The sequence below is a fragment of the Anaeromyxobacter dehalogenans 2CP-C genome (assembly GCF_000013385.1).
Classification (GTDB): Bacteria; Myxococcota; Myxococcia; order Myxococcales; family Anaeromyxobacteraceae; genus Anaeromyxobacter; species Anaeromyxobacter dehalogenans_B.
The window spans coordinates 4,888,194-4,911,755 of record NC_007760.1; the positions used below are offsets into that span (position 1 = coordinate 4,888,194).

At 74.9% G+C, this 23,562-nt stretch carries 20 protein-coding genes; 7 read left to right on the forward strand and 13 right to left on the reverse strand.

Annotated elements, in window-relative coordinates:
• The first annotated feature begins 8 nt into the window (after positions 1-8).
• Entirely contained in the window at positions 9-1,268 is a 1,260-nt protein-coding gene (locus tag ADEH_RS21980; RefSeq protein ID WP_011423301.1) for an MDR family MFS transporter, read from the forward strand.
• Positions 1,269-1,364: 96 nt separating this feature from the next.
• On the forward strand, positions 1,365-2,489 hold the full coding sequence (locus tag ADEH_RS21985; protein ID WP_011423302.1) for a DUF2332 family protein: 1,125 nt from the start codon (positions 1,365-1,367) through the stop codon (positions 2,487-2,489).
• Between the two features lie 190 nt (positions 2,490-2,679).
• On the opposite strand, the gene ADEH_RS21990 is transcribed toward ADEH_RS21985, so the two are convergent.
• Genes ADEH_RS21990 through ADEH_RS22010 form a run of 5 tightly spaced genes read right to left on the reverse strand, consistent with a single transcriptional unit; the run spans position 2,680 to position 7,434 of the window.
• On the reverse strand, positions 2,680-3,396 hold the full coding sequence (locus tag ADEH_RS21990) for an ABC transporter ATP-binding protein (protein WP_011423303.1): 717 nt from the start codon (positions 3,394-3,396) through the stop codon (positions 2,680-2,682).
• On the reverse strand, positions 3,393-4,205 hold the full coding sequence (locus ADEH_RS21995; RefSeq protein ID WP_011423304.1) for an ABC transporter ATP-binding protein: 813 nt from the start codon (positions 4,203-4,205) through the stop codon (positions 3,393-3,395). Before ADEH_RS21995 ends, ADEH_RS21990 begins: the two co-directional genes overlap by 4 nt.
• On the reverse strand, positions 4,202-5,260 hold the full coding sequence (locus ADEH_RS22000) for a branched-chain amino acid ABC transporter permease (RefSeq protein WP_011423305.1): 1,059 nt from the start codon (positions 5,258-5,260) through the stop codon (positions 4,202-4,204). The genes ADEH_RS21995 and ADEH_RS22000 overlap by 4 nt, the downstream gene beginning before the upstream one ends.
• The gene (locus tag ADEH_RS22005) at positions 5,260-6,192 is read right to left on the reverse strand and encodes a branched-chain amino acid ABC transporter permease (protein ID WP_011423306.1); all 933 of its coding nucleotides are present in this window, start codon (positions 6,190-6,192) and stop codon (positions 5,260-5,262) included. Before ADEH_RS22005 ends, ADEH_RS22000 begins: the two co-directional genes overlap by 1 nt.
• 27 nt (positions 6,193-6,219) lie before the next feature.
• Positions 6,220-7,434, reverse strand: a complete 1,215-nt coding sequence (locus ADEH_RS22010; protein WP_011423307.1) for an ABC transporter substrate-binding protein — start codon at positions 7,432-7,434, stop codon at positions 6,220-6,222.
• 187 nt (positions 7,435-7,621) lie between these two features.
• Here ADEH_RS22010 and ADEH_RS22015 point away from each other — a divergent pair, with 187 nt between their 5' ends.
• Both ADEH_RS22015 and ADEH_RS22020 read left to right on the forward strand, forming a co-directional pair.
• The gene (locus ADEH_RS22015; protein ID WP_011423308.1) at positions 7,622-8,977 is read left to right on the forward strand and encodes a response regulator; all 1,356 of its coding nucleotides are present in this window, start codon (positions 7,622-7,624) and stop codon (positions 8,975-8,977) included.
• A gap of 257 nt (positions 8,978-9,234) precedes the next feature.
• Positions 9,235-10,314, forward strand: coding sequence for an alpha/beta hydrolase family protein (locus ADEH_RS22020; protein ID WP_011423309.1), 1,080 nt, complete (start codon positions 9,235-9,237; stop codon positions 10,312-10,314).
• Here the strand turns inward: ADEH_RS22020 and ADEH_RS22025 are convergent.
• From ADEH_RS22025 to ADEH_RS22060, 8 genes are all read right to left on the reverse strand, one after another.
• On the reverse strand, positions 10,208-10,516 hold the full coding sequence (locus ADEH_RS22025) for a hypothetical protein (RefSeq protein ID WP_041453771.1): 309 nt from the start codon (positions 10,514-10,516) through the stop codon (positions 10,208-10,210). The two genes, ADEH_RS22020 and ADEH_RS22025, sit on opposite strands and share 107 nt — an antisense overlap.
• 48 nt (positions 10,517-10,564) lie before the next feature.
• Positions 10,565-11,662 carry a beta-N-acetylhexosaminidase gene (gene nagZ, locus ADEH_RS22030; RefSeq protein WP_011423310.1) on the reverse strand — a complete coding sequence of 366 codons (1,098 nt, stop codon included), beginning with the start codon at positions 11,660-11,662 and terminating at the stop codon, positions 10,565-10,567.
• 26 nt (positions 11,663-11,688) lie between these two features.
• Positions 11,689-13,842, reverse strand: a complete 2,154-nt coding sequence (locus ADEH_RS22035; RefSeq protein WP_011423311.1) for a BatA domain-containing protein — start codon at positions 13,840-13,842, stop codon at positions 11,689-11,691.
• Positions 13,839-14,747: a DUF58 domain-containing protein gene (locus ADEH_RS22040; RefSeq protein ID WP_011423312.1), complete on the reverse strand. Its 909-nt coding sequence runs from the start codon at positions 14,745-14,747 to the stop codon at positions 13,839-13,841. Before ADEH_RS22040 ends, ADEH_RS22035 begins: the two co-directional genes overlap by 4 nt.
• Positions 14,744-15,286, reverse strand: coding sequence for a GIY-YIG nuclease family protein (locus ADEH_RS22935; RefSeq protein ID WP_011423313.1), 543 nt, complete (start codon positions 15,284-15,286; stop codon positions 14,744-14,746). Before ADEH_RS22935 ends, ADEH_RS22040 begins: the two co-directional genes overlap by 4 nt.
• A 296-nt stretch (positions 15,287-15,582) precedes the next feature.
• Positions 15,583-16,614 carry an AAA family ATPase gene (locus ADEH_RS22050; RefSeq protein ID WP_011423314.1) on the reverse strand — a complete coding sequence of 344 codons (1,032 nt, stop codon included), beginning with the start codon at positions 16,612-16,614 and terminating at the stop codon, positions 15,583-15,585.
• Positions 16,611-18,125, reverse strand: a complete 1,515-nt coding sequence (locus ADEH_RS22055; protein WP_232287378.1) for a peptidase MA family metallohydrolase — start codon at positions 18,123-18,125, stop codon at positions 16,611-16,613. The genes ADEH_RS22050 and ADEH_RS22055 overlap by 4 nt, the downstream gene beginning before the upstream one ends.
• 239 nt (positions 18,126-18,364) lie before the next feature.
• Positions 18,365-21,658, reverse strand: coding sequence for a DUF4175 family protein (locus ADEH_RS22060; RefSeq protein WP_011423316.1), 3,294 nt, complete (start codon positions 21,656-21,658; stop codon positions 18,365-18,367).
• A 207-nt stretch (positions 21,659-21,865) separates the two neighbouring features.
• Between ADEH_RS22060 and ADEH_RS22065 the strand changes: the two genes are divergently transcribed.
• From ADEH_RS22065 to ADEH_RS22075, 3 genes are read left to right on the forward strand one after another with little or no spacing between them, the layout of a single operon-like run.
• On the forward strand, positions 21,866-22,495 hold the full coding sequence (locus tag ADEH_RS22065; RefSeq protein WP_011423317.1) for a sigma-70 family RNA polymerase sigma factor: 630 nt from the start codon (positions 21,866-21,868) through the stop codon (positions 22,493-22,495).
• A gap of 31 nt (positions 22,496-22,526) precedes the next feature.
• Positions 22,527-22,970 carry an anti-sigma factor family protein gene (locus ADEH_RS22070; RefSeq protein WP_232287379.1) on the forward strand — a complete coding sequence of 148 codons (444 nt, stop codon included), beginning with the start codon at positions 22,527-22,529 and terminating at the stop codon, positions 22,968-22,970.
• 17 nt (positions 22,971-22,987) lie between these two features.
• Positions 22,988-23,419 (forward strand): hypothetical protein, encoded by a 432-nt coding sequence (locus tag ADEH_RS22075; RefSeq protein ID WP_011423319.1) that lies wholly within the window; start codon positions 22,988-22,990, stop codon positions 23,417-23,419.
• Positions 23,420-23,562 lie beyond the last annotated feature (143 nt).

Genomic DNA, 23,562 nt, shown 5'->3' on the forward strand with positions numbered 1-23,562 from the left:
GGGGCGTCTTGATCCCGCCGCCCGCCAGCCTCCGCGCCGCCCTCGGCGGCCTGCCCCGCACCTTCTGGATGGTGTGGATGGGCATGCTGGTGAACCGGCTCGCGAGCTTCGTGGCGCCGTTCCTGGCGCTGTTCCTGGTCCGCGAGCGCGGCTTCGACGCGGCGGAGGCGGGCCGGATCGTGGCGCTCTACGGGCTCGGCGTCATGGTGGCGGGGCCGCTGGGCGGCACGCTCGCCGACCGGCTCGGCCGCCGCCCCACCATGCTGCTCGGCCTCGTCACCGGCGCGCTCTCGGTGGCGGCCCTCGCCCTGACGCGCGCCCCGCTGGCGCTCGCGGCGCTCGCGTTCGTGAACGGGGCCACCGGCGAGATCTACCGGCCCGCCATGAACGCGGTGGTGGCGGACGTGGTCGCGCCCGCCGAGCGCACCCGCGCCTACGGGCTCGTCTACTGGGCCATCAACATGGGCTGGTCCGTCGGCCTGTCGGTGGCCGGCCTGTTCGCGGAGCGGCACATCGCCTGGCTGTTCCTCGTGGACGCGACCACCTCGCTCGCGTTCGCGGCGGTGCTCGCGTTCACGGTGCCGGAGACGCGGCCGGCCGGCGTCGAGCCCGCGCCCGCGCTGGCCGGGCTCGCGCAGGTGTTCCGCGACCGGGTGTTCGTGGTGTTCGTCCTGCTCGCGCTCGGCGGGCTCATGGTGTTCACGCAGTTCCAGCTCGCCGCGCCGCTCGACATGGCCGCGCACGGCGTCGGGCCGGCCGGCTTCGCCTGGCTCATGGCGCTGAACGGCGTGGGCGTGGTGCTGCTCCAGCCGCTCCTCGGGGCGCGCCTGCGCCGGTACGACCCCTCGCGCGCGCTCGCCGTCTCGGCGCTGCTGTTCGGGATCGGCTTCGGCGTGAACGCGCTCGGCGGCAGCGTGCCGCTCTACGTGTTCGGCGTCCTGCTCTGGACCGTCGGCGAGGTGGTCGGCTTCCCGGTCGCGAACGCGGTCGTGGCCGATCTCTCGCCGGCCTCGCTGCGCGGGCGCTACCAGGGCGCCTACTCGATGAGCTGGGGCGTGGCCTTCACGCTCTCGCCGCTCATCGGCGGCGAGGTGATGAGCCGCCTCGGCGCGCGCACGCTCTGGATCGGCACGCTGGTCGTCGGGATCCTGCTCGCGGCCGGCCACCTCGCCGCCGCCCCCGCGCGGCGCCGCCGGCTCGCCGCGGAGCGGAGCGCGACGTCCTCCGGACCGGCGCCCCGCCAGGCGCTCGCCGCGCCGGACGCCTGACGCCCCGAGCCGGTGGAGGGGCGAGCGGCGGCCCCCGCGCCCGCCTTCCGGCGCCGGCCGCAGGGCATCCGCAGCTTGGGTCCGGAGGAGGTCGCCATGGCGCGGACCGGCATCGACGGGCTGGCGGAGGAGCTCTCCCGCGCGCGCGAGGCCGTCCGGCCGCGCTCGGCGGCGGACGCGCGGGCGCTGGAGCTGCTCGCGGACGTGCTCGCGGGACGGGCCGGCCGGGCGGTCGCGGCCGCCTGGGAGGCGCGGCGGTTCGAGGCGCCCTGCGAGCGTGCGGACCTCCTGCTCGCGGCGCTGCGGGCGGAGGCGCGGGCGGGCGGCCCCGGCCACCCGCTCTGGCCCGGGCTCGGCGCGGCGGCGCCGCAGGCCGGCGCGCTCGGCGCGGCGGCGCTGGAGGCGGTGCTCGCCCGGCCGGGCGACCGGCTGGAGGACGCACTCGCGCACCGGAGCGCGCGCGAGGACGACCCGGCGCGCGCGGTGGCGTGGCGCTGGCCGGCGGCGCTCGCCGGCGCGGGCGCGCGGCCGGTGGCGCTGGCGGAGCTCGGGTCGGTGGCCGGGCTCGGCCTGGTGACCGACGACCTCGCGGCGGCGTGGACGTTCGCGGACGGCGGGCGGGTGCCGGTGGTGGAGGGCCTGCGCGCGGTGGGCCGGCTCGGGCTCGACCCGGCGCCGCTCGATCCGGGGCGGGACGAGGACGCGGAGTGGCTGCGGGCCTGCGTCCCGTCCGGCGACGGCGCCGCGCAGGGCCGGCTCGACGCGGCCATCGCCGCCTTCCGGGCCGCGCGCCCCCGGCCCGACGCGCCGGTGCTGACGCCGGTGGCGCTCGCGTCGGCGCCGGAACGGCTGGCGCTGCTCTCCGCCACCGAGCCCGGCGCGCTGGTCATCGCCTGGCAGGCCCTGCTCCGGCCGCGGCTCGGGCGCGAGGCGCGCGCCGAGCTCGGCGCCGGCATGCGCGCGTGGCTCGCCACCCACCGGCCCGGCTCGGCGGTGTGGCTCGAGCTGGAGCGGGCGCCGGGGGCGCGCGCGCTCGGCCCCGGGCGCGCCGCGCTCCTCACCGCGCACCTGCGCGCGCCGGACGGCGCGCTCCGGTCGATCCGGCTGGCGCGGTGCGCGCTCGAGCCCACCGTGCTCGCGCCCGAGCCGGGCGCGGCCGAGGCGCTCGCGGCGCTGCTCGCGGCGCCGGCGGCCGGGGCGGTGGCGGCGGCGCAGCCGTGAGGCCACCGCTCACCCTTCGACCCGGTCCGCTCATCCCGAGCGTAGGCCGTGCCGCCAGGCACGGCCGGAGTCGAGGGGCGCTCAGGGTGAGCGGACGATCAGGGAAGCTTCTCAGGGGGAGCGACCTTCCGGATCCGCTCCACCCCGAGCGTAGCGCCGCGGCAGCGGCGCGGAGTCGAGGGGCGCCGGCTCACTCCCCGAGGTACGCCTTGCGCACCTCCGGCGAGGCGAGCAGCTCGGCGCCGGTGCCCTGCATCACGATGTTGCCGGTCTCGAGCACGTAGGCGCGGTGGGCGAGCTGGAGCGCCTTGTGCGCGTTCTGCTCGACGAGCAGCAGCGCCACGCCCTCGCGGTTCACCTCGCGCAGCACGGTGAAGATCTTCTCCACCACCTGCGGCGCGAGCCCGAGCGACGGCTCGTCGAGCAGCATGAGGCGCGGCTTGCTCATGAGCGCGCGCGCCACCGCCAGCATCTGCTGCTCGCCACCGGAGAGCGTGCCGCACACCTGGGTGCGCCGCTCCGCCAGGATGGGGAAGAGCGCGTAGGCCCGCTCGGCGTCGCGCAGGATGCCGGCGCGGTCGCGGCGGAGGTACGCGCCCAGCTCGAGGTTCTCGCGCACGGTCAGGTTGAGGAAGATGCCGCGCCCCTCCGGCGCGTGCGCCATCCCGCGCGCCACCAGCGCGTGCGAGGGCAGCCGGGTCACGTCCTCGCCGCGGAAGCGCACCGCGCCGCCCGAGGCGCGGATCATGCGGGAGACGGCGCGCAGCGTGGTGGTCTTCCCCGCGCCGTTCGCGCCGATGAGCGCCACCACCTGGCCGTCCGGGACCTCGAGCGAGAGGCCGCGCAGCGCCTCGATGGCGCCGTAGTGCACCCGCAGCCCCTCCACCTGCAGGATGGGCCCGCTCACGGGTGCGCCCCCGGCCCGGCGGGCCGCTCGATGTGCTTCTCCTCGAGGTACGCGTCGCCCAGGTACGCCTCGATCACCTTGGGGTCCTTCCGGATCGCCTCGGGCTTCCCCTCGGCGATGGTGACGCCGTGGTCGAGCACCAGCACGCGCTCGGAGACGCCCATCACGAGCCGCATGTCGTGCTCGATCACCAGGATGGCGAGGCCGAAGCGGTCGCGGAGGTCGCGGATGAGCGCCATGAGCTCGAGCTTCTCGGCCGCGTTCATGCCCGCGGCCGGCTCGTCCAGGCACAGCACCTTCGGCCCGGTGGCGAGCGCGCGCGCGATCTCGAGCCGGCGCTGCTCGCCGTAGGGCAGGTTGCGGGCGATCTCGTCGCGGCGGTGCGAGAGCCCCATCACCTCGAGGTAGCGCTCGGCGCGCTCCAGGATGCGGGCCTCCTCCGCGCGGTGCCGCGCGGTGAGCAGCAGCGCGTCGAAGAAGCCGGTGCGCGCGCCGGCGTGGCAGGCGATGCGCACGTTGTCGAGCGCCGACAGCTCGCGGAACAGGCGGATGTTCTGGAACGTGCGGGCGATGCCGCGGGCGCAGATCTGGTGGGGGCGCAGCCCGTTCACCACCTGCCCGGCCACCACCACCTCGCCCTCGCTGGGCCGGTACACGCCGGTGATGGCGTTGAAGGCGGTGGTCTTGCCGGCGCCGTTCGGCCCGATGAGCCCGACCAGCTCGCCGGGCGCGAGCGAGAGGCTGAAGGACGAGAGCGCCTTCAGGCCGCCGAAGCGCATGGTGACCGCCTTCACGTGCAGCGGGATCACGGCCGGCCCCCGTGCGTGGAGTCGTCGCGCACCGCGGTGGGCGAGGCGCCCTCCGGGCCGGTGGACGCGCGCCCGCCGAACGGGCGCGGCCGCGGCAGCCGGCGGAACGGCGCGAGGTCCCACAGCTCGCGGGTGCCGAAGATGCCCTGCGGGCGGAGCAGCATGAGCACGATGAGCCCGGCCGCGTACGCGACCATGCGGTACTGCTGGAACTCGCGCAGCCCCTCGAGCGCCACCGTGAGCACCACCGCCGCCACCACCGAGCCGGTGATGGAGCCGAGGCCGCCCAGCACCACCATCACCACCACCTCGATCGAGCGCACGAACGTGAACATGCGCGGGGTGGTGAGCAGGATGGCGTGGGCGATGAGCCCGCCGGCGAGGCCGGCGTACGCGGACGAGATCACGAACGCGCGCACCTTGTAGCCGGTGGTGTCCACGCCCATGGCCTCGGCCGCCACCTCGTCCTCGCGGATGGCGAACAGCGCGCGCCCCTGCGTCGAGACCGCGAGGCGCCGCGCCATCACCACCGTGGCGATGGCCGAGACGCCCACCCAGGCGATGTTCGTGTACGGCGGCAGGCCGGAGAGCCCGGTGGCCTGCCCCAGGAACTTCATGTTCTCGATGACCGAGCGGATGATCTCGCCGAAGCCGAGCGTGACGATGGCGAGGTAGTCGCCGCGCAGGCGCAGGGACGGCATGCCCACCAGGAACCCCGCCGCCGCCGCGGTGACCATGGAGGCGGCGAGCGCGAGCGCGAACACGAGCTGGTCGGAGACGGCCTCGGGCACGAAGGCGAGCTGCACGCCGGAGAAGGCGAGCGTGATCTTGGCCGCGGTGTAGGCGCCCACCGCCATGAAGCCGGCGTGGCCCAGGCTGAACTGCCCGGTGAAGCCGTTCACCACGTTCAGCGAGACCGCCAGGATCACGTTCACGCCCACGTTCACGAGGATGAGCGTGTAGTCGGGCGGCGAGAGCGCCTGGACGCCGAGCAGGATGGGCAGGCCCACCAGGAACGGCAGGACGGAGCGGAGGACGGCCCGGGCGCGCGCCACTAGACCTTCTCCACCGTGGCCCGCCCGAACAGCCCCTCGGGCCGGACCAGCAGCACCAGGATGAGCACGGTGAACGCGATGGCGTCGCGGTACTGCGAGCTGGTGTAGCCCGCCACGTACTCCTCGGTGAGCCCGAGCACGAGCCCGCCCACCATGGCGCCGGGCACCGAGCCGATGCCGCCGAGCACCGCGGCCACGAACGCCTTCAGGCCGCTCATGAGGCCGAACAGCGGCTCGATCTTCGGCCGCGACGAGGCGTTGATGATGCCGGCCGCGGCGGCGAGCGCGCTGCCGAGCACGAACGTCCAGGAGATGATCCGGTTCACCGGGATGCCCATGAGGCCGGCGACCTGCGGGTCGAACGAGGCGGCGCGCATGGCCATGCCGAAGCGGGTCCGGTAGACGATGAGCTGCAGGCCGATCATGAGCACGAGCGCCACGACGAGGCCGAGCAGGTCGATGCGCGGCACGGTCACGCCGAGGAACGTGAGCGGCTCGCCGAGCTCGAGGAGCGCCGGGAAGAAGCGCGGGCTCGGGCCGGGCGGGAACTCCACCGGCGTGCGGACGATGGGCGAGAGCTGGAAGCCGTACTCGAGCAGGAACGACACGCCGATGGCGGTGATGAGCGCGGTGAGCCGGGCGCGGTTGCGGAGCGGGCGGTAGGCGAAGCGCTCGATGACGTAACCGAGCGCCCCGCAGACGGCCATCGCGCCGAGCGTGACGAGCGCGGCGCCCACCATGCCCGGCGCGCGGTCGGTGCCGGTGACGCTGCCCAGGTAGTACCCGGCGAACGCGCCCACCATGTACACGTCACCGTGCGCGAAGTTGATGAGCTTCAGCACGCCGTAGACCATCGTGTAGCCCAGCGCGATGAGGGCGTAGATGGTCCCGAGCGACAGGCCGTTCACGAGGTGCTGCAGGAACTCGGTCACTAAGGATCGGTCTCCGCGGCGCGGCCGCTACTTCGCGGCCTGCGGCTGGTCCGGCTGCACGGTCGCCACGTAGTGGCCGGCGCTGCCCTTGATCTCGAGCACCACCGCGGGCTTCACCGCGTCGTGATCGGCGTCGATGGAGATGACCCCGGTGACGCCGGGGTAGTCGCGGGTCGCGGCGAGCGCGTCGCGGATGGCCTCGCCGGAGAGGTCCTTCGCCCGGCCCATGGCGTCGGCGGCGATGCGGGCCGCGTCGTAGCCCTGGGCGGCGAGCGAGTCGGGCACCGCGCCGAACCGCTCCCTGTAGCGCTTCACGAAGTCCTGGATGCGCGGGGCGGGATCCTCGGGCGAGTAGTGGTTGGAGAAGTACGAGCCCTCGAGCGCCTTGCCGCCGATCTCGTAGAGGCGGGCCGAGTCCCAGCCGTCGCCGCCCATGAGCGGCTGCTTCATGCCGAGCTCGCGCGACTGGCGCGCGATGAGCGCCACGTCGGTGTAGTAGCCGGGCACGTAGATGGCCTCGGGGTTCTTGCCCTTGATGTTCGTGAGCTGCGCCTTGAAGTCCTGGTCGCCGGCCTTGTAGCTCTGGTCGTCCACGATGGTGCCGCCGAGCTCCTTGAACTTCGCCAGGAAGAAATCGGCGAGGCCCATCGAGTAGTCGTTGCCCACGTCGCGCAGCACCGCCACCCGCGAGATCTTGAGGTGCTCGCGCGCGAACTTCGCCATCACCGTGCCCTGGAACGGGTCGATGAAGCAGACGCGGAACACGTAGGGGCGGACCTTGCCGTTCTCCTTCGTGACGCGCGGGTTCGTGGAGGACGGGGTGATCATCGGGACGTGGTTCGCGTCGGCGATGGGCGCCATGGCGAGCGAGCGGGTGGAGGCGACCTCGCCGAGCAGCACCGCCACGCGATCCTGGAGCACGAGGCGCGTCGCCGCGATGGCGGACTCCTCAGGCTTTCCCTGGTTGTCGTAGGTCTTGAGCGCGAGCGGCTTGCCCTTCACGCCGCCCTTCGCGTTGACCTCCTCGATGGCGAGCTGGATGCCCTTGTCGGTCGAGTCGCCGAACGTGGCCTCGGAGCCGGTGAGCGAGCCGACGTGGCCGAGGAGGATCCGGTCGCCCGTCGCGACCGCGCCGGCCCCGCCGGGCGCAGGGGCGGCGGCGCCCTCCGGCTTCTTCTTCTCGCAGGCGAGGACGGCGAGGGCGGCGACGACGAGGGGCAGCGCGCGGGGGAAGCGCAGCATCAGGCCTCCGAAGTGGCAGAGAAAGCACGATTTTTTAGCACACGCCCGAGGCGTGGGCCACGTTTGCGCTCGCCGGACGGCGCACCGGTCGGGGCTGACCGGGCGGACGGTCCACCTGGTGTGTCCCGTGTTCACATGACGCCATCGTTGATCGGCGGCCTGACCCGCCGGTATGGTGCGCGACGCGATGCCGGCGCCGACGATCCTGCTGGTGGACGACAACCAGGAGCTCCTCACGCTCCTCGCCCGCCTGGTGGAATCGGAGGGCTGGACCCCCGTGACCGTGAACCGGGGCCGCGCCGCCATCGACCGGCTGGCGCCGGACCGGCCCGCGGCGGCGGTGGTGGACGTCCTGCTCCCGGACATGATGGGCTACGACGTCGCCCACGCGCTCCGGAACGCCAAGGTGCCGTTCGTGTTCATGACCGGCGTCTTCAAGGGCGGCCGCGCAGCCACCGAGGCGAGCGCGCAGCACGGCGCGTCCGGCTACTTCGAGAAGCCGTTCGACGCCCGCAAGCTCATGGACGCGCTCCGCGCCCTGCTGCCGCCGCCGAGCGACACGCCCGCGCCGATGCGGATCCCGCCGCGCGCCGGCGCGACGCCGCCGCCCGTCCGGCGGCCGGCCGCGGTCCCCGAGCCCGACTTCGACGTGGAGGTGGCGGTCGAGAGCGACGAGCCGCTGGCGGCGATGGAGCTGACGGGCCGCGTGGTCGTGACCGAGGACGGGAGGGGCTCCTCGGTGCTGCGCGGCGAGGCGGTCACCGCCGCGCCGGTGGTGCCGCCGCCGCGCCCGCGCGCGCCGGTGCCCACGCCGCGGCCCTCGGCGACGCCGGCCCCGGACCTCTCCCGCACCGAGGGGCGGCTCGAGGACAACCTCCCGCACCTCGTCACCGCGTTCCACCTGGCCCAGCAGACCGGCGCGCTCACGCTGCAGAAGGGCAAGGTCAAGAAGACGCTCTTCTTCGACGCCGGCCGGCCCTGCTTCGCGATCTCCAACCTGCTCACCGACCGCTTCGGCTCGTTCCTGGTGCGGGTGGGGAAGCTCTCCTCCGCGCAGCTCGAGCAGGTGCGCGCCGAGGCCGAGCGGAGCCGCCGGCGCAGCGGCGAGATCATGGTCGAGCTGGGGCTGCTGCAGGAGACCGAGCGGCTCTACTACCTCGCACAGCAGGTGAAGTCGATCGCGTACTCGGTGTTCGCCTGGGAGGAGGGCGCGTACCGGCTGCACTTCACCGACCGCGCCGCGCAGGAGGCGGTGCGGATCGAGCTGCCGCCCGCCAGCCTCATCAGCCGGGGCGTGAAGAAGCTCTACCGCCCCGAGCGGCTCTTCCGGCTGCTCGCCCCGGAGGACCGCCTCATCCCCTCCGCGCAGCCCGCCTACGGGCTGCACGAGGTGGAGCTCGACCGCTGGGAGGCCGAGCTGCTGCCCCGGGTGGACGGCACGCGCACGCTCGCCGAGCTGGTGCACATGGCCCACCGGCCCGCGCACGTGGTCTACGCGTTCCTGTACGGCCTCGTGGCGCTGCAGATCCTCGATCGGGCCTGAGCACTCGGGCCCTTCGACTCCGGCGGGCCTGCGGCCCGCCTACGCTCAGGGCGAGCGGGGTCAACCGATCCGCTCATCCCGAGCGGACCAACCGAACCCCCGCTCATCCCGAGCGTAGGCCGTGCCGCCAGGCACGGCCGGAGTCGAGGGATGGCCTCGAGCAGGAAAGCGGACGCCCGGGGCCTGGGCGCGCGCACGAGCCGTGTACCGACTCCCCGTCTGCGGTCGCAGGTCGCACCTTTGACGCGGAGCGACACTTGCACGTCCTCGACGTCCTCTTCGGGCTGACCGCCGCCGGGCCGCGGTTCTTCGCGGACGGCTGGGGCGATCGGCGGCTGGTGAAGCGGCTCCAGCCGCTGCCCCTCGCCCGGCGCGCCCCCGCCCGGATCGACGTCTCGCTGGGCCCGCCGCGGGCCGCGCACGGCGGCACGCTCCGCGACGGCTCGTTCCGGAGCCCGGAGGCGCGCCTCCCCGGCTGCGCCCGGGCCGCGCGCATCCAGGTGCTCCTGCCGGACGGCCCGCTGCGCGGCGTCGCGGTGCACCTCGCCGCCTCGGGTGACCAGGGCTTCGCGATGCGGCTCCGCTTCGCCGCGCCGCTGCTCGCCCACGGCATCGGCGCGATCGTGCTCGAGAACGCGTTCTACGGCGCGCGCCGCCCCGAGCGCCAGGCGCGCCACGCGGTGCGCTCGGTCTCGGATCTCTACCTGATGGGCGCGGCCACCTTCCAGGAGGGCCGCGCGCTCCTCGCCTGGGCGCGCGAGGCGCTGGACGCGCCGCGGGTGGGCGTCACCGGCTACAGCATGGGCGGGCAGCTCGCGGCCATGGTGGGCGCGTCGATGCCGTGGCCGGTCGCGACCGTGCCGCTCGCGCCGTCCTGCTCGCCGGACTCGGTGCTCCTCTCCGGCGTGCTGCGCGACGTGCCGGACTGGGCGGCGCTCGCGGGCGACGCGGCGGACCGCGAGGCGGCGCGGGTGGAGCTGTGCGCCGGGCTGTCGCGCTTCTCGGTGTGCGCGCTGCCGCCGCCGGTCGCGCCGGGCGCCGCCATCGTGGTGGGCACCGCCGCGGACGGCGTGGTGCCGCCGGCCGAGATGGCCCGCATCGCCGCGCACTGGGGCTGCGAGCTGCGCTGGCTGCCGGCGGGGCACGTCTCGGCGGTGCTGCGCCACCAGGGCGCGATGCGCGAGGCGATCCTGGACGCGTTCCTGCGGCTCGAGGCGGCGGAGCGCGAGGTCAGCCCGGCCGCGCCGGGAAGCGCCGGTAGCGGCCGGCGTGCCAGCAGTCGAGCCAGGTCGCGGCGGGCCGGACCGAGAGGCCGGGCGCCGGGGCGGTTGCGCTAGGCGCGAAGCGGGCCGCGTCGTCCGGCGCGGCGCCGAGCTCGATGGCCCCGTCGCCGAGCCGCGCCCAGGCGTCGCCCTCGCACCGCGGGCAGCGGAGCGTGAGCACCGGCGCGTCGGGCAGGGCGAGCGTGCCCGCGTCGAGGATCTCGTCGGCGGTGAGCGGCGCGCGGCAGCTCGGGCAGGCGGCGGTGGGCGCGGGCAAGCGAGGAACGAAATCTAGTCGAGGCGGGGACTGCCTCACAAGTTACCGTCAGGCGGTCGGGTCGCGGCCGATCTCGAGCGCGGGGACGTTCTGGACCAGCGCCAGGTGCTCCGGCGTGCGCAGGCGCTCCCGCACCCGGGCCGGGTCCGGCGGCGGACCCGCGTACGCGAGCAGCCGACCCACCCGGCCCCGGGCCTCGGCGACCCGCTCCGCCGGGATGCGACCCGCCTCCACCGCGGCCCGCACCAGGTCGATGGCCCGGTGCTGTACCGCGGGCGAGTGGCACACGAGCAGCGCGTCCACCCCGGCCGCCACCGCCCCCGGCGCCGACTCCTCCAGCGGGAAGTGCCCGGCCACCGCCTCCATCTCCAGGTCGTCGGAGATGGCGCAGCCGTCGAACCCGACCTCCTCGCGCAGGAGCCGCATCACCCTGGGTGAGAGCGTGGCCGGGCGGTCGCGGTCGAGCGCCTCGAACACCACGTGCGCGGTCATCACCGAGGCCACCCCGGCGCGCGCCAGCGCGCGGAACGGCGCCAGCTCCACCGCCCGGAGCCGCTCGAGCGCGTGCGGGAGGCGGGGCAGGTCGGTGTGCGAGTCCTGGCTCGTGTCGCCGTGGCCGGGGAAGTGCTTCGCGCAGGCGGCCACCCCGGCCGACTGGAGCCCGAGCGCGATCGCGGCGCCGAGGCGGCCGACCGTCTCCGGATCGCGGGAGAGGCTCCGGTCGCCGATGACCGGGTTGGCGGGGTTCGTGTCCACGTCCACCACCGGCGCGTAGTCCTGGTCGATCCCGACCGCCCGCAGCTCGCGGCCGAGCAGCGCGCCCACCTCGCGGGCGAGCCCGGCGTCGCCGACCTCGCCCACCGCGCGCATGGGCGGCAGCTCGGTGAAGCCGTGGCGCGCCCGCAGCCGCGCCACCCGCCCGCCCTCCTGGTCCACCGCGACGAGGAGCGGCCGCCCCGCCGCGCGCTTCAGCTCGGCGGTGAGCGCCGCCACCTGCTCGGCGCTCTCCACGTTGCGCGCGAACAGCACCACGCCGTGGACGCCGCGGCGGATGAGCTCGAGCACCTCGGGCGAGGCGGTCTTGCCGTCGAAGCCGACGCAGAGGAGGCCGGCGACCTGGGCGTCGAGGGAGGTCGGGTTGGGCACGGACGGATCCTAGCCGAGGCGCCGGCTCACGCCAGCAACAGCCCCTCCAGGAAGAACGCCGCCACCCCCAGGGCGAGCAGGATCGACCAGAGCGGGAGCTGGCGCTCGCCCGCGCCGCGCGCGTCGCCGTCCACCCGGGCGTGCGCGGCGCCGCCGAACCAGGCGGTCAGCTCGGAGGGCTCGAGCCGGCGGGTGTCCGACTCGCGGGGGTCGAACGCCACCGCGAACGCGAGCCGCGGCTCGACGCGCTGCTGCCCGCCGGCCGCGATCTTCACCTGCCAGAGGCCGGGCTCGCCCGGCGACAGCTCCAGCACGCCCGGCTTCTCCTCGGTGAGCCCCTCGCGCTCCAGCTCGGCGCGGGGCCGCTCGCGCCCGTCCGGCCCGACGAGCGCCACGAGCGCCTCGCCCTGGCCGAGCCGGAGCTTCCGCCGCGCGCCCACCACGCTCGGCGGCTCGCGCCGCTCCTCCAGCGCGCCGGCGAGGTAGCCGGCGAAGCGCTGCATGGCGGGGAGGAAGCTGGTGCGGATGGGCCAGTCGGTCCAGTCGCGGTCGGCGCTGGAGGTGAACAGGAGCACGCGCCCGCGGCCGCGCCGCGCCTCGACGAGCGCCGGCGCGCCGTCGTCGAACGTCATGAGCACCTGCGGCGCGGCGCCGCGGGCCCCGGGCTTCGCGAGCATGTAGCGGGCGGTCCGGACCCCGAGCAGCCCCTCGCGCGCGTCGCCGGTGAAGATCGAGAGCGCCGGGTGGTCCCAGGCCACCTCGGCAAAGCGGGCCGCGCGGAGCGCGCCGGCCGGATCGCCGCGGGCGCCGGCGGTCTTCTCCACGTGGAGCGGCATGGGGAGCAGCGGCCCGAGCTCGCGGCCGTACAGCTCCGGATCCACCTGGTCGCCGAGCGACACGAACAGCCCGCCGCCCGCCTCGACGAAGCGGGAGAGCTCCTGGGCCTTGCCCCCGAGCGTGCGGACGTTGAGCAGGAACACCACGTCGAACTTGGAGAGGTCGGTGCGCGGGAACGCCTCGGCGTCCACCAGCGTGGGGCGCACCGGCGAGGCGGGCGAGGCGAGCGCCGACTCCACGAAGTACGCCTCGTCGCGGTACTTCACCGGCGAGGGCGCGCCGTCCACCACCAGCGCCCGCACCTCGCGCGGCACCACCAGCGTGAGCGCGCGGGCGTCGTCGTCGGGCAGCCCGTCCTCGGGCAGGCTCACCTGCACCACCGCCGGCCCGCCCTCGGCGAACGCGTGCAGCAGCGACTTGCGGGTGGCGCCGCCCGCGGGCACCTCGGTGAACGCGCGGATGGGCGTCTTCGCGGCGGGGCCGGTGCCGACCGTGAGCAGGAGCGGCGCGTCCTTCAGCGGCGCGGCGGCGTGGTTCGCGAGGAGCGCGGTGACGCGGTAGCCGCGCGGGCCGGCGGCCGGATCCGGCTCGGCCTCGAGCCCCACCACCGCGTGGTTCGGCAGCGCCGCGCCGCGGGCGGCGTCGAGCACGCTCACCTCCGGGCGCACCGCGCCCTGCGGCCCCTCCACCGCCGGCGCCGGCCCGTCGAGCCGCCAGGCCGAGGCGGCGAGGTCGGTCGCGACCACCACGCGCTTCGGCAGCCCCTCCTGCGCCTTCGCGGAGACGAGCGCGCGGAGCGCCGCGCCCACGCAGGCGCTCAGGTCGGAGTAGGCCGCGCTCGCCTGCGCGCGCTCCAGCACCCGGCGCACCGCGGCCCGGTCGAACGAGGGCGCCTCGGCCTGCGGCGCGCCGGCCCCGCACACCACCGCGGTGGCCGGCTCCTCCGGCGCGAGCGCGGCGAGCGCGCCGAGCGCGTCGGCGCGGGCGCGGTCGAACAGCGGGCGGTTGCCGAGCCGGTAGCGCATCGACCCGGAGGCGTCGAGCACGATGGCGGTGGCGCGCGGGCCGCGGGCCGCCGCCTGGGCGGCCTCGCCCGGCTGCTCGGCGCGCGGCCGCGCGATCGCGGCGGCGATGGCGGCGAGGAGCAGCGTGCGCGCGGTGAACAGCAGCACCTTCTTCAGGCGCAGCCGCCGCTGCGTCTCGCGGCGCGCGCGGAGCACGAAGTCGATGGCGGGGAACGGCGTGGGCCGCGGGCGCCGGCGGAAGAACAGGTGCACGAGGAGCGGGATGGCCGCGGCGAGCAGCCCCCAGAGCAGCGCCGGGTTCCCGAAGCCGAGGTTCACGCCGCCGACCTCTCGCGCCGGGCCAGGAACGGGAGCAGCACCTCCTCGAGCGGCCGGTCGGTGCGGCAGAGCGCGTAGTCCACGTCGGCCTCGGCGGCGGTTCGCTTCACCTCCTCCAGCCAGCGCCCCAGCACGTCGAGGTAGCCCTTCCGCACGTCGCGCCCGTGCGCCTCGACCTGGCGCGCGTCCTCCATGGAGAGGAACAGCGTCGGGTCGTCGAACGGGAACTCCAGCTCGGCGCGGTCGAGCACGTGGAAGAGCGTCACCTCGTGCTTGCGCCGCCCGAGCTGCGCGAGCTGGCGGAGCACCTGGGCGTCCGGGTCGAACAGGTCGGAGAAGACCAGCACCGACGAGCGGCGCGGCGCGTGCTCGATGATCCAGTCCACCGCGGACCCGAGCCGCGTCGTCCCCTCGGCCTTCGCGGACTCCAGCGCGTCCAGCACCGGCACGAGGTGGCCGGCCGAGGCGCGCGGCGGGATGGCCCCGGCCACCTGCCCCTGCACCAGCACCAGGCCGGCCGCGTCCTGCTGGCGCACCAGCAGGTACGCGAGCGACGCCGCGAGCGCGCTCGCGTACTCGAGCTTCGTCATGCCGGCGGGGTCGGAGCGGTAGCCCATCGAGCCGGACGAATCCACCACCAGGTACGCGCGGAGGTTCGTCTCCTGCTCGAAGCGCTTCACGTAGTACTTGTCGAACTTCCCGTACGCCTTCCAGTCGATGTGCCGGATCTCGTCGCCGGGCGCGTACTCCTTGTGCTCCGCGAACTCGACCGACTGGCCGTGGTGCGGCGACTTGTGGAGCCCGGTGAGCACGCCCTCGGTGATGGCGCGCACCCGCAGCTTCAGCGTCCCGAGCCGGGCGAGGACGGCGGGGTCGAGGAGCGGGGGCTTGCGGGGGTCGGTCATCGGGGGTCCTCGCCGTTCGGCTTCCCGCTCACCCTTCGACTCCGGCGGGCCTCCGGCCCGCCTACGCTCAGGGTGAGCGGATCCTTTGAGTGTCCGCTCATCCCGAGCGGGTGATCTGATCTTCCGCTCATCCCGAGCGTAGGCCGTGCCGTCAGGCACGGCCGGAGTCGAGGGATCATCCCGAGCGTAGCGCGGCCCTCGGCCGGCCGGAGTCGAGGGACCGCAGGGACGCGCTCCGACCGGTCCGGTCCGCGGCCCAGCCTGCCGATCTCGCTCCAGTCGTCGCGGATGAGCGCCTCCTTCTTGGCCCGGCTCCAGCGCTTCAGCTGGAGCTCGCGCAGGAACGCCTGGTCCCGGCTCGCGAACTCGGCGCTCCAGACCAGCGCGACGGGGCGGCGGGTGGCGGTGTAGCCGCCGAGCGCGCCGTGCTGGTGCTGGACCACGCGGGTCTCCAGGTCGTCGGTGTGACCGACGTAGTAGCTGCCGTCGCTGCAACGAAGCATGTACACGAAGAAGTGGATCCCGCCCTGGTGAGCCATCCGGACACTCCGCTCATGGTGAGCCACGTGGAACCATGAGCGGGATGCATCCGCCCTGCCTGAATCCGCATCCTTTGCTCACCCTTCGACTCCGGCGGGCCTCCGGCCCGCCTACGCTCAGGGTGAGCGGGTCCCTGGAACTTCCGCTCGTCCCGAGCTTAGGCCGTGCCGCCAGGCACGGCCGGAGTCGAGGGACCTCAGGGTGAGCGGGTCCCTGGAATTTCCGCTCGTCCCGAGCGTAGGCCGTGCCGCCAGGCGCGGCCGGAGTCGAGGGACGAACCATGCGCGGCCCCCGGTCACTTCCCCTCCATCAGCCGCTCGACGATCTTCTCGCTGGTGACGCCCTCGGACTCGGCGCGGAAGTTCGTGATCACGCGGTGCACGAGCACGTACTTCGCGAGCGCCTTCACGTCCTCCTCGCTCGCGGCCATGCGGCCGTCGAGGATGGCGCGGCTCTTGGCGCCGAGGATGAGGTACTGGCTGGCGCGCGGGCCGGCGCCCCAGGAGACGTTCTCCTTCACGAACGCGGGGGCGCCCTGCTCGTTCGGCCGGGTGCGGCGCACCAGCTCGACGGCGTACTGGATGACGTGGTCGGCGGCCGGGACGCGGAGGACGAGGTCCTGCAGCTCGCGGATCTTCGAGGGCGAGAGGATGCGCCGCAGCGCCGGGCGCTTCGCGACGGTGGTGGAGCGGACGATCTCCAGCTCCTCGGTGGCGCTCGGGTAGCCCACCGGCACGTAGAACATGAAGCGGTCGAGCTGCGCCTCGGGCAGGGGATACGTGCCCTCCTGCTCGATGGGGTTCTGCGTCGCGAACACCAGGAACGGGAGATCGAGCGGGTAGGTCTCGCCGCCGGCGGTGACGCGGTACTCCTGCATGGCCTGCAGCAGCGCCGCCTGCGTCTTCGGCGGCGTGCGGTTGATCTCGTCGGCGAGCAGCAGGTTCGCGAAGATCGGCCCCTGCACGAACCGGAACGCGCGCCGGCCGGTGGTGTGGTCCTCCTCCAGCACGTCGGTGCCGGTGATGTCGGAGGGCATCAGGTCGGGCGTGAACTGGATGCGGTTGAAGGAGAGGTCGAGCACCTCGGCCACGGTGGAGATGAGCAGGGTCTTCGCGAGGCCGGGCACGCCCACGAACAGGCAGTGCCCGCGCGCGAACAGCGCCACGAGCAGCGCGTCCACCACCTCGCGCTGCCCCACGATGCGCTTCTCGATCTCGCCGAGCAGCATGCGCCGCGCCTCGTGCAGCTCCTGCACGGCGCGCAGGTCGGAGTCGGGCTGGGGCTGGCCGGGGAACGGGGGCGGGGAGGCGTGGGGGACGTCGGTCATGGGTGTTCCTCCGGGCGTGCGGCCGCTGCGTCTCGGCCGCCCAGTATCCGCTCGAACCGCGCCTCGCGCGACGCGCCGCCGGGGTCGCCGAGCGCGCCGAGCACGCGGGCCAGGCCGCCGTGGATCTCGGGGTCGAAGGGGTCCTGCCGGTTCGCGACCAGCAGCCGGTCGCGCGCGGCCGCGAGCTCCTTGCGCTCGTACAGGAGCCGCGCCAGCTGCACGTTTAGCGCCGGGTACTCGGGGTTCCAGTCGAGCGCTCCGCGGAGCACCTGCTCGGCCTCCTCGGGCTCGCCGGACATGGTCGCGGCGAGCGCGAGCTGCCCCGAGAGGATGGGGAAGCGTGCGCCCACGCGCGCATGCGCCTTGCCGTACTCGATGCGCGCCGCCGCCCAGCGCCCGCGCGCGCGGTAGATCTCGCCGAGCCGCGCGAAGCCGCGCGCCTCCGGGTCCGGGATCTCGGCCCACTCCGCGCCGGCGCCGCCGTGCTTCGGGTCGTCCTTGAAGCGGAGCTTCTTCAGCGCGTGCTCGCCGCCGCGCGGGAGCGGGCGCGCGGCCATGTACCTCCGCCACTCGGCGAGGAACCGCTCGAACGGCATCCCGGTGGCCCGCGCCACCGCCTCGTCGGCCTCGACGCCCTCGCCCACCAGGCCCGTGACGCGCGCGAGCACCTCCGGCCCGGAGCGCTTCACCAGGTACTCCACCGCCAGCACCACCTGCGCGTACGCGAGCGCGGCCCGCTCCTGCGACGGGAGCTTCGCGAGCGACGGGTGCATCTCCTGGAACGTGACGAGCGTGTTCTTCGCGAGCGCGTCCTTCACCAGCGCCGCCGAGATCGGGCTCAGCGGATCGACCCGCCCGCGCCAGGCGGACTCGAACCACTTCGCGAGCCCCTCCTGCAGCCAGATGGGCGCGCGGTTGCCGGTGCGCGCGGTGACGACGTCGTGCGTGTACTCGTGCGCGGCGGTGTCGAGCCAGTCGTAGCCCTTCAGCAGCGCCTTCGGCGACAGCAGCATGAGCTTGCCGAACTTCGCCACCGCCACCGTGCCGCTGGTGCGGATCTCCGCCTCGGTGAGCGTCGAGACCTTCGCCAGCTCCTTCACGTCGTTCACGATCTCGACCGTGAGCCGGCGCGCCGGCGGCTCGCCGAGCGCCTTCCCGAGCACGGCGCGCTGCCGCTCGAGCGCGTCCACGAGGTACGGCACCAGCACCTCGTCCTTGCCCTTCGGGTAGGACACGACGAAGTGCTCGCTCTCGGAGCGGGCGTGGTCCTTCGTGACCTCGCGCGCCGCCCGCGCCAGCTCCAGGTACCCGCCCGCCTTCCCGGCGCCGGAGGCGGTGATGAGCGCGATGGCGTCGTCGTAGCGCTGGTCGAAGAAGCGCAGCACGCCGCCGGCGAGCTTCACCGCGTCGGGCGCCTCCTCGAACGGCTCCAGCGGCTCGAGCACCGCGCGCGCCGCCGGCAGGTCCTCCTGCGCAAGGAGCTTCAGGGCCTTGAAGGCGGTGCGCTCCACCGCATCCCGCTCACCCTGAGCGTAGGCGCGGCCGCCAGGCCGCGCCGGAGTCGAAGGGTCACCCTGAGCGTAGGCCGGAACGAGCGCGACGAGCATCAGCGCGACGAGTCCGGCTGCGCGGCCCCTGCGCCCCCGCTCGCGGTTCGACAGGCTCACCGCGAGCGAAGCTCCCGGACATCGCTCGTCCTGAGCCTGTCGAAGGACGAGCGTGGCAGGCTGGAGCCGGGCGGTCGCGGGCCTCACTTGACCAGCTCCTCGTAGTAGCGCTGCACCTCGCCGCGGTACCGCTCCGGCGCGCCCTGCTTCATGGCGTCGAGCAGGTCCTTGCGGAACTCCTCCGGGACGCGGTGCGCCTCGGCGCCCGGGATCTTCACCTTCTCGCGCGAGGCCTCGCGGCCGTCGCCCTCCTGCTCGCCGCCGGACTCCGCGAACGGGAACGGGAACCCCTGGCCGCCACCCGATCCGCCGCCCTTCTTCGCGGCCTCCTCGAGCCCCTTCTGCAGGCGCGAGAGCGCGTCCATCGCCAGCTCCTGCTGCCCGTGGCCGCGCTGCGGGTTTCGGGCGCCCAGCTCGGCGGCGGCCTCGCCCATGTGGCCGCGCGACTCGGACAGCTCCTCCTGCGCGGACGGCGGGAACACCGGCGCCTTCTGCGAGAGGTCGTAGAGCTGCGACTGGAGCCGCCCCGCCTTGCGCTCGAGCTGGTCCTGCTTCTGCGCGAGCTCGCCCAGCTTCCGCTGCTCCTCCTGGCCCAGCACCTGCCGCGGGTCCGGGAACATGCGCTGCAGCTTCTCGCGGATCTCGCGCACCTTCGGCACCGCGTCCATGGCGTGCTTGCGCGCCTCCGCCACCTGCTCCGGCTCGCGGCCGGTGAGCGGCGCGCCGCGGTCGCCCAGCGCCGCGTCCTCGTCCAGCTCCATGGCGAGCCGCTCCACCGACGGCTGCGCCCGCGTCACCGCCTCGGCCGCGCCCTCCAGCTCGCGCATGCCGAGCGCGCGCTCCAGGTCCTTCACCGCCTCGCGCGACAGCTCGTACTCCGGCTCCGCCCGCATGGTGACGCCCGGCTCGGCGCGCTCCAGGTCCTGCCGCGCCTTGCCGGCCAGCTCGGCGAGCTTCTTCAGGTCGCCCTCGGCGCCCTTCATCCGGTCGGCGATCTTCTGCCGGTAGCGCCGGCGCACCTGGTCGGTCTCCTCGGCGGTGCGCCGCTGCTCGGACTGGACCTGCTCGAGCTGGTCCTTGAACGCGAGCATCTCCTTCATGAGCTGCTGCGCCTTCTCGTCCGGGCGGCCGGCGGTGCGCTCCAGGCCGGCGAGCATCTGGTCCATGGCGCCCGCCATCTGGTCGAGCGCCTTCATGGCGCCCTCGACGTCGCCCGCCGCGAGCTTCTTCTCGACCTCGTCGAGCCCGCCCATGAGGTCCTGCGACTTCGCCAACTCCGCGAGCGCCTCCTCGTTCATGTGCTCGTCGTTGAAGCCCTTCGACAGCTCGGCCATGCGCGCGAGCAGGTCCTTCACGCGGTCCTTCATGCGCGAGATCTGGGCGAGGACCTCCTTCTTCGCGGCCTCGGTCGGCGAGGCCCGGTACTTCTCGAGCAGGCCGGCGAGGTCGCGGCGCCGCTGCGCCAGGTCCTTCGCGAGGCGGACGAGGTCCTGCGCGCGCTGCTTGTCGAGGAGCTGCTCGAGGTAGAGGACGCCCTTCTCCATCGTCGCGTCGAGCGCCGCGTCGGCGGAGGTCATGTTCCGCACCAGCGACGCGTCCGGCCTCACCCGCACCCGGAACGCCTGGGCGATCGCGGCGCGGAGGGCGGCCACGCGCTGCTCGGCCACCCGCACGTTGCCGGCCACGTTCTGCAGCGCGGCCGCGACCTCGCGGGCGCCGGCGGGGTCGCGGCGCAGCTCGCGGGCGGCCTCGCGCAGGGTCTCGGAAAGCCGCCGGGTGCGCGCGTCGAGCTGCTGCGCCACCGGCAGCCGGTCCGCGGTCGCGACCGGGCCCTCCGCCAGCGTCTCGAGCCGGTCGCCGAGCAGCGCCACCAGCTCCTCGAACGCCTGGCGCGCGCGCTCCAGCACGGCGCGGCGGTGCTCGGCCTCGGAGTAGACCTTCACGAACTGGTGCTCGGAGGCGGCGGTCTTCGGGCCCGAGACCGTGTCGCCGTCCACCGCCTCGATCCAGTACTCGATGGCCTCGCCCTCGGCGAGCCGCTCCGGGGCGAGCGCGAGCTGCTGCGTGCCGCCGTCGCGACGCAGCCCGTCGCCCTTGCGCAGCACCCGGCGCTGCGGCTCGCCCGCCGGCGCCTTCACCACGAGGGCCACCTCCGCCAGGCCCACGTCGTCCTCGGCCTGCCACTCGATGGCCACCACCGCGTTCGCGTCCACCTCCAGCTCGCGCTCCGGCGCGGTGATGCGCGCCTGCGGCGGCAGGTCCACCTCGACGGCGATGGGGATGGGCGGGCCCTCGGCCACCACCCGGCCCTTCGCGTCCAGGTACCGGAAGCGGTAGCTCCCGCCCTGATCGACGACGAAGCGGCCGGAGAGGTCGCGGCCGCCGGCGACCGCGAGGGCGCGGCGCTTCAGCACCGGTGCGCCCGCTCCCCCCTCGACAGGCTCGGGGTGACCCCTCGACTCCGGCCGGGCTGGCGCCCGGCCTACGCTCGGGGTGAGCGAATCTGGAGCCGCTCGTCCTGAGCCCGTCGAAGGACGAGCGGTGGCCTCGTCGCCGCTCCCGGTCCCCTGCGCGGCGGCGGGGCTCGCGGGCTGGGCGGCGGGCACCAGCCCCTCCTGCTCGATGACGATCTCCGCCGCGACCACCGGCCGGTCGGCGCGGGTCTTCAGCTCCACCTCGGTGCCGCGGGGCGCGCGCACCTCGCCGCCGGTGCCCGACAGCGTGCGCGGATCGCGCTTCATGTAGGCCGGGTAGCGGTAGGTCAGCTCGATGTCGCCGGTGATCGGGTCCGCCTGGACGGCGGGCGCGCCCGGGGGATCGCCCCCGAGCACGCGGCCGTAGGCGGCGCGGAACCCGTGCCCCAGCCCGGCGAGCCCGAGCAGGTGGAGGCCCAGGACGGCGGCGAGCGCCCACCCCGCCTGCCGGGCGGCGCGGTCCGGGATGGCCCGGGCGAGGTCGAGCCCGCGGGCCCGCTCGGCGGTGAGGTCCAGGTGGGCATCCAGCAGCTCGACGGACAGCTCGCCCGACGCGGCGAGGAGCGGGCGGGCGCGGGCCAGCTCCACGGAGGAGAGGAGCGCGGAGCGGAGCGCCGGCTCGCCCGCGGCCACGGTGCGGGCGGCGGCCTCGTCGTCGCGAGCGCCGCGCAGCAGGGTCCAGACGGCCCCGATCGCCGACCCCAGCAGCGCCAGGCCCGCCCCGCCGAGCGCCACCAGGCGGAAGCCGGTGCGGGCGCCCGCGGAGAGCGCGATCGCGCCGGCGAGCAGGCAGAGCAGGGCCGCGGCGCCGCCCCCGGCCGCGGCCGTGAGCAGGACGACCCGGACCTGCCGCCTTCGCGCCCCCTGGAGGACGCGGGCGATATCTGCGTAGGCGCCGGCCATGTGCCCCTGTCGAACCGTGGTAGCCACCGCACATTCCGGCGGTTCCCGGAAGGATAACGCGGGGGAACGCGCCGGGTGAGCCGATCCGCTCCGCCCGGGCGGCGGATCGCCGCGGGGCCGCCAGCGCGGAGACCCTCCCCCGGCGGCGCACGTGCTAGCCTGCCGCACCGTCCCGTGAATTTCCCACCCGGACGCCCCGTCCCTCCGATGGAAGCCGACGACCACGCGCTGGTCACGAGAGCCAAGGCCGGTGACGCCAACGCGTTCCGCGCGCTCGTCGTCCGCTACCAGAGGAAGGTCTACGCCGTGGCGCTGGGCATCGTGAAAGATCCGGACCTGGCCTGGGACGTCGCCCAGGAAGCCTTCGTCCGCGTCCACGGCCACCTCGGCGACTTCAAGGGCGATTCGGCCTTCTCGACCTGGGTGTTCCGCATCACCACCCACCTCTCCATCGACGCGGTGAGGCGGGAGCGGCACGCGCAGCGGCAGGACATGGACGACGTGCAGGAGGCGGAGCTGGAGGAGGGCGGCGAGGGCATCCTCTCGACCGCGCTCGGCAACGACCCGCGGCAGAACGCGCTCCGGCGCGAGCTGGCCGGCAAGATCCAGGACGCGCTGGCCGGGCTCCCGGAGAAGCACCGCACGATCCTGGTACTGCGCGAGGTCGAGGGTCTGTCGTACGAAGAGCTGGCGGAGCGCCTCGGGATCCACAAGGGCACGGTGATGAGCCGGCTGTTCCACGCGCGGAAGAAGATGCAGGCCGCGCTCCGCGAGTACGCGGGGCTCGCCGCGGCGGACGGGCCGGAGGGCGGAGAGGACGGGCAGGGCGATGGTTAGGGCCAAGAGCGATTGCGTCCGGTACGCGCCGATGATCGGCGCCCGCGAGGGCGAGCTCTCCACCGAGGAGGCGCGCGCGCTCGCGGCGCACCTCGAGGCCTGCGACGCCTGCGCCGCCCGCGCGCTCGACCTGGCCGCCACCGAGGGGCTCGTCTCCGAGGCGCTGCTCGCCCGCGCCGCCGAGCGCGACTTCGCGCCGTTCGTGGACGAGGTGATGGCCCGCATCGGCGACGGGGCGCCCGCCCGGCGCGGCGTCCTGTCCTGGCTGCGCCGCCACTGGCGTGGAACCGCCGCGGCGCTGACGCCGGCGGTGGCGGCGGTGGCCGTGTTCCTGTACGTTCGCTGGGAAGGCAGCCAGCCGGGCGAGATGGCGCTCCTCGAGTTCTCCAGCGAGGGCAACGTCTCGACCGTCATCCAGACGTCCGACGGCCCGGTGGTGCTGCTCGACGACGACGACGAGGGATCCGGCTCCTAGAGCCGCCCGGAGAGGTCATGACCCGCCGCTCGTTCCTCCTCGCCCTGCTCGCCCTGGTCACCCTCGCCCCCGCCGTCTCCCGGGCCGACGTGCCCGTGCACGTCCGCGTCATCAAGGGCTCGCGCAAGGGCCCGCCGCACATCGACCCGCGCCTCGCGAACCTGAAGCGCCAGCTCTCGCCGCTCGCGTACGTGCGCTGGGAGCAGACCTCCGAGCAGGAGGTCTCGCTCACCCGCGGCAAGACCGAGTTCGTGAGCCTGCCCGACGGCGATCACGTGGGCGTGACGCTGCAGGAGCAGCGCGGCAACACCGTGACCCTCGAGGTCGCGCTCGCCTCGCGCAACACGCAGTCCCGGCTCACCGTCGAGCGCGGCCAGCGCATCGTGCACCAGGTGACCGGCGAGAAGAGCGGCGCCGCGTTCTTCCTGACGGTGATCGCGGGGCCCTGAGCTCCGCCCACCCTCCGCCCTGACCCTTCGACTCCGGCCGGGCCTCGGGCCCGGCCTACGCTCAGGGTGAGCGGGTCCTCGGATCGCTCATCCCGAGCGTAGGCCGTGCCGCCAGGCACGGCCGGAGTCGAGGGATCATCCCG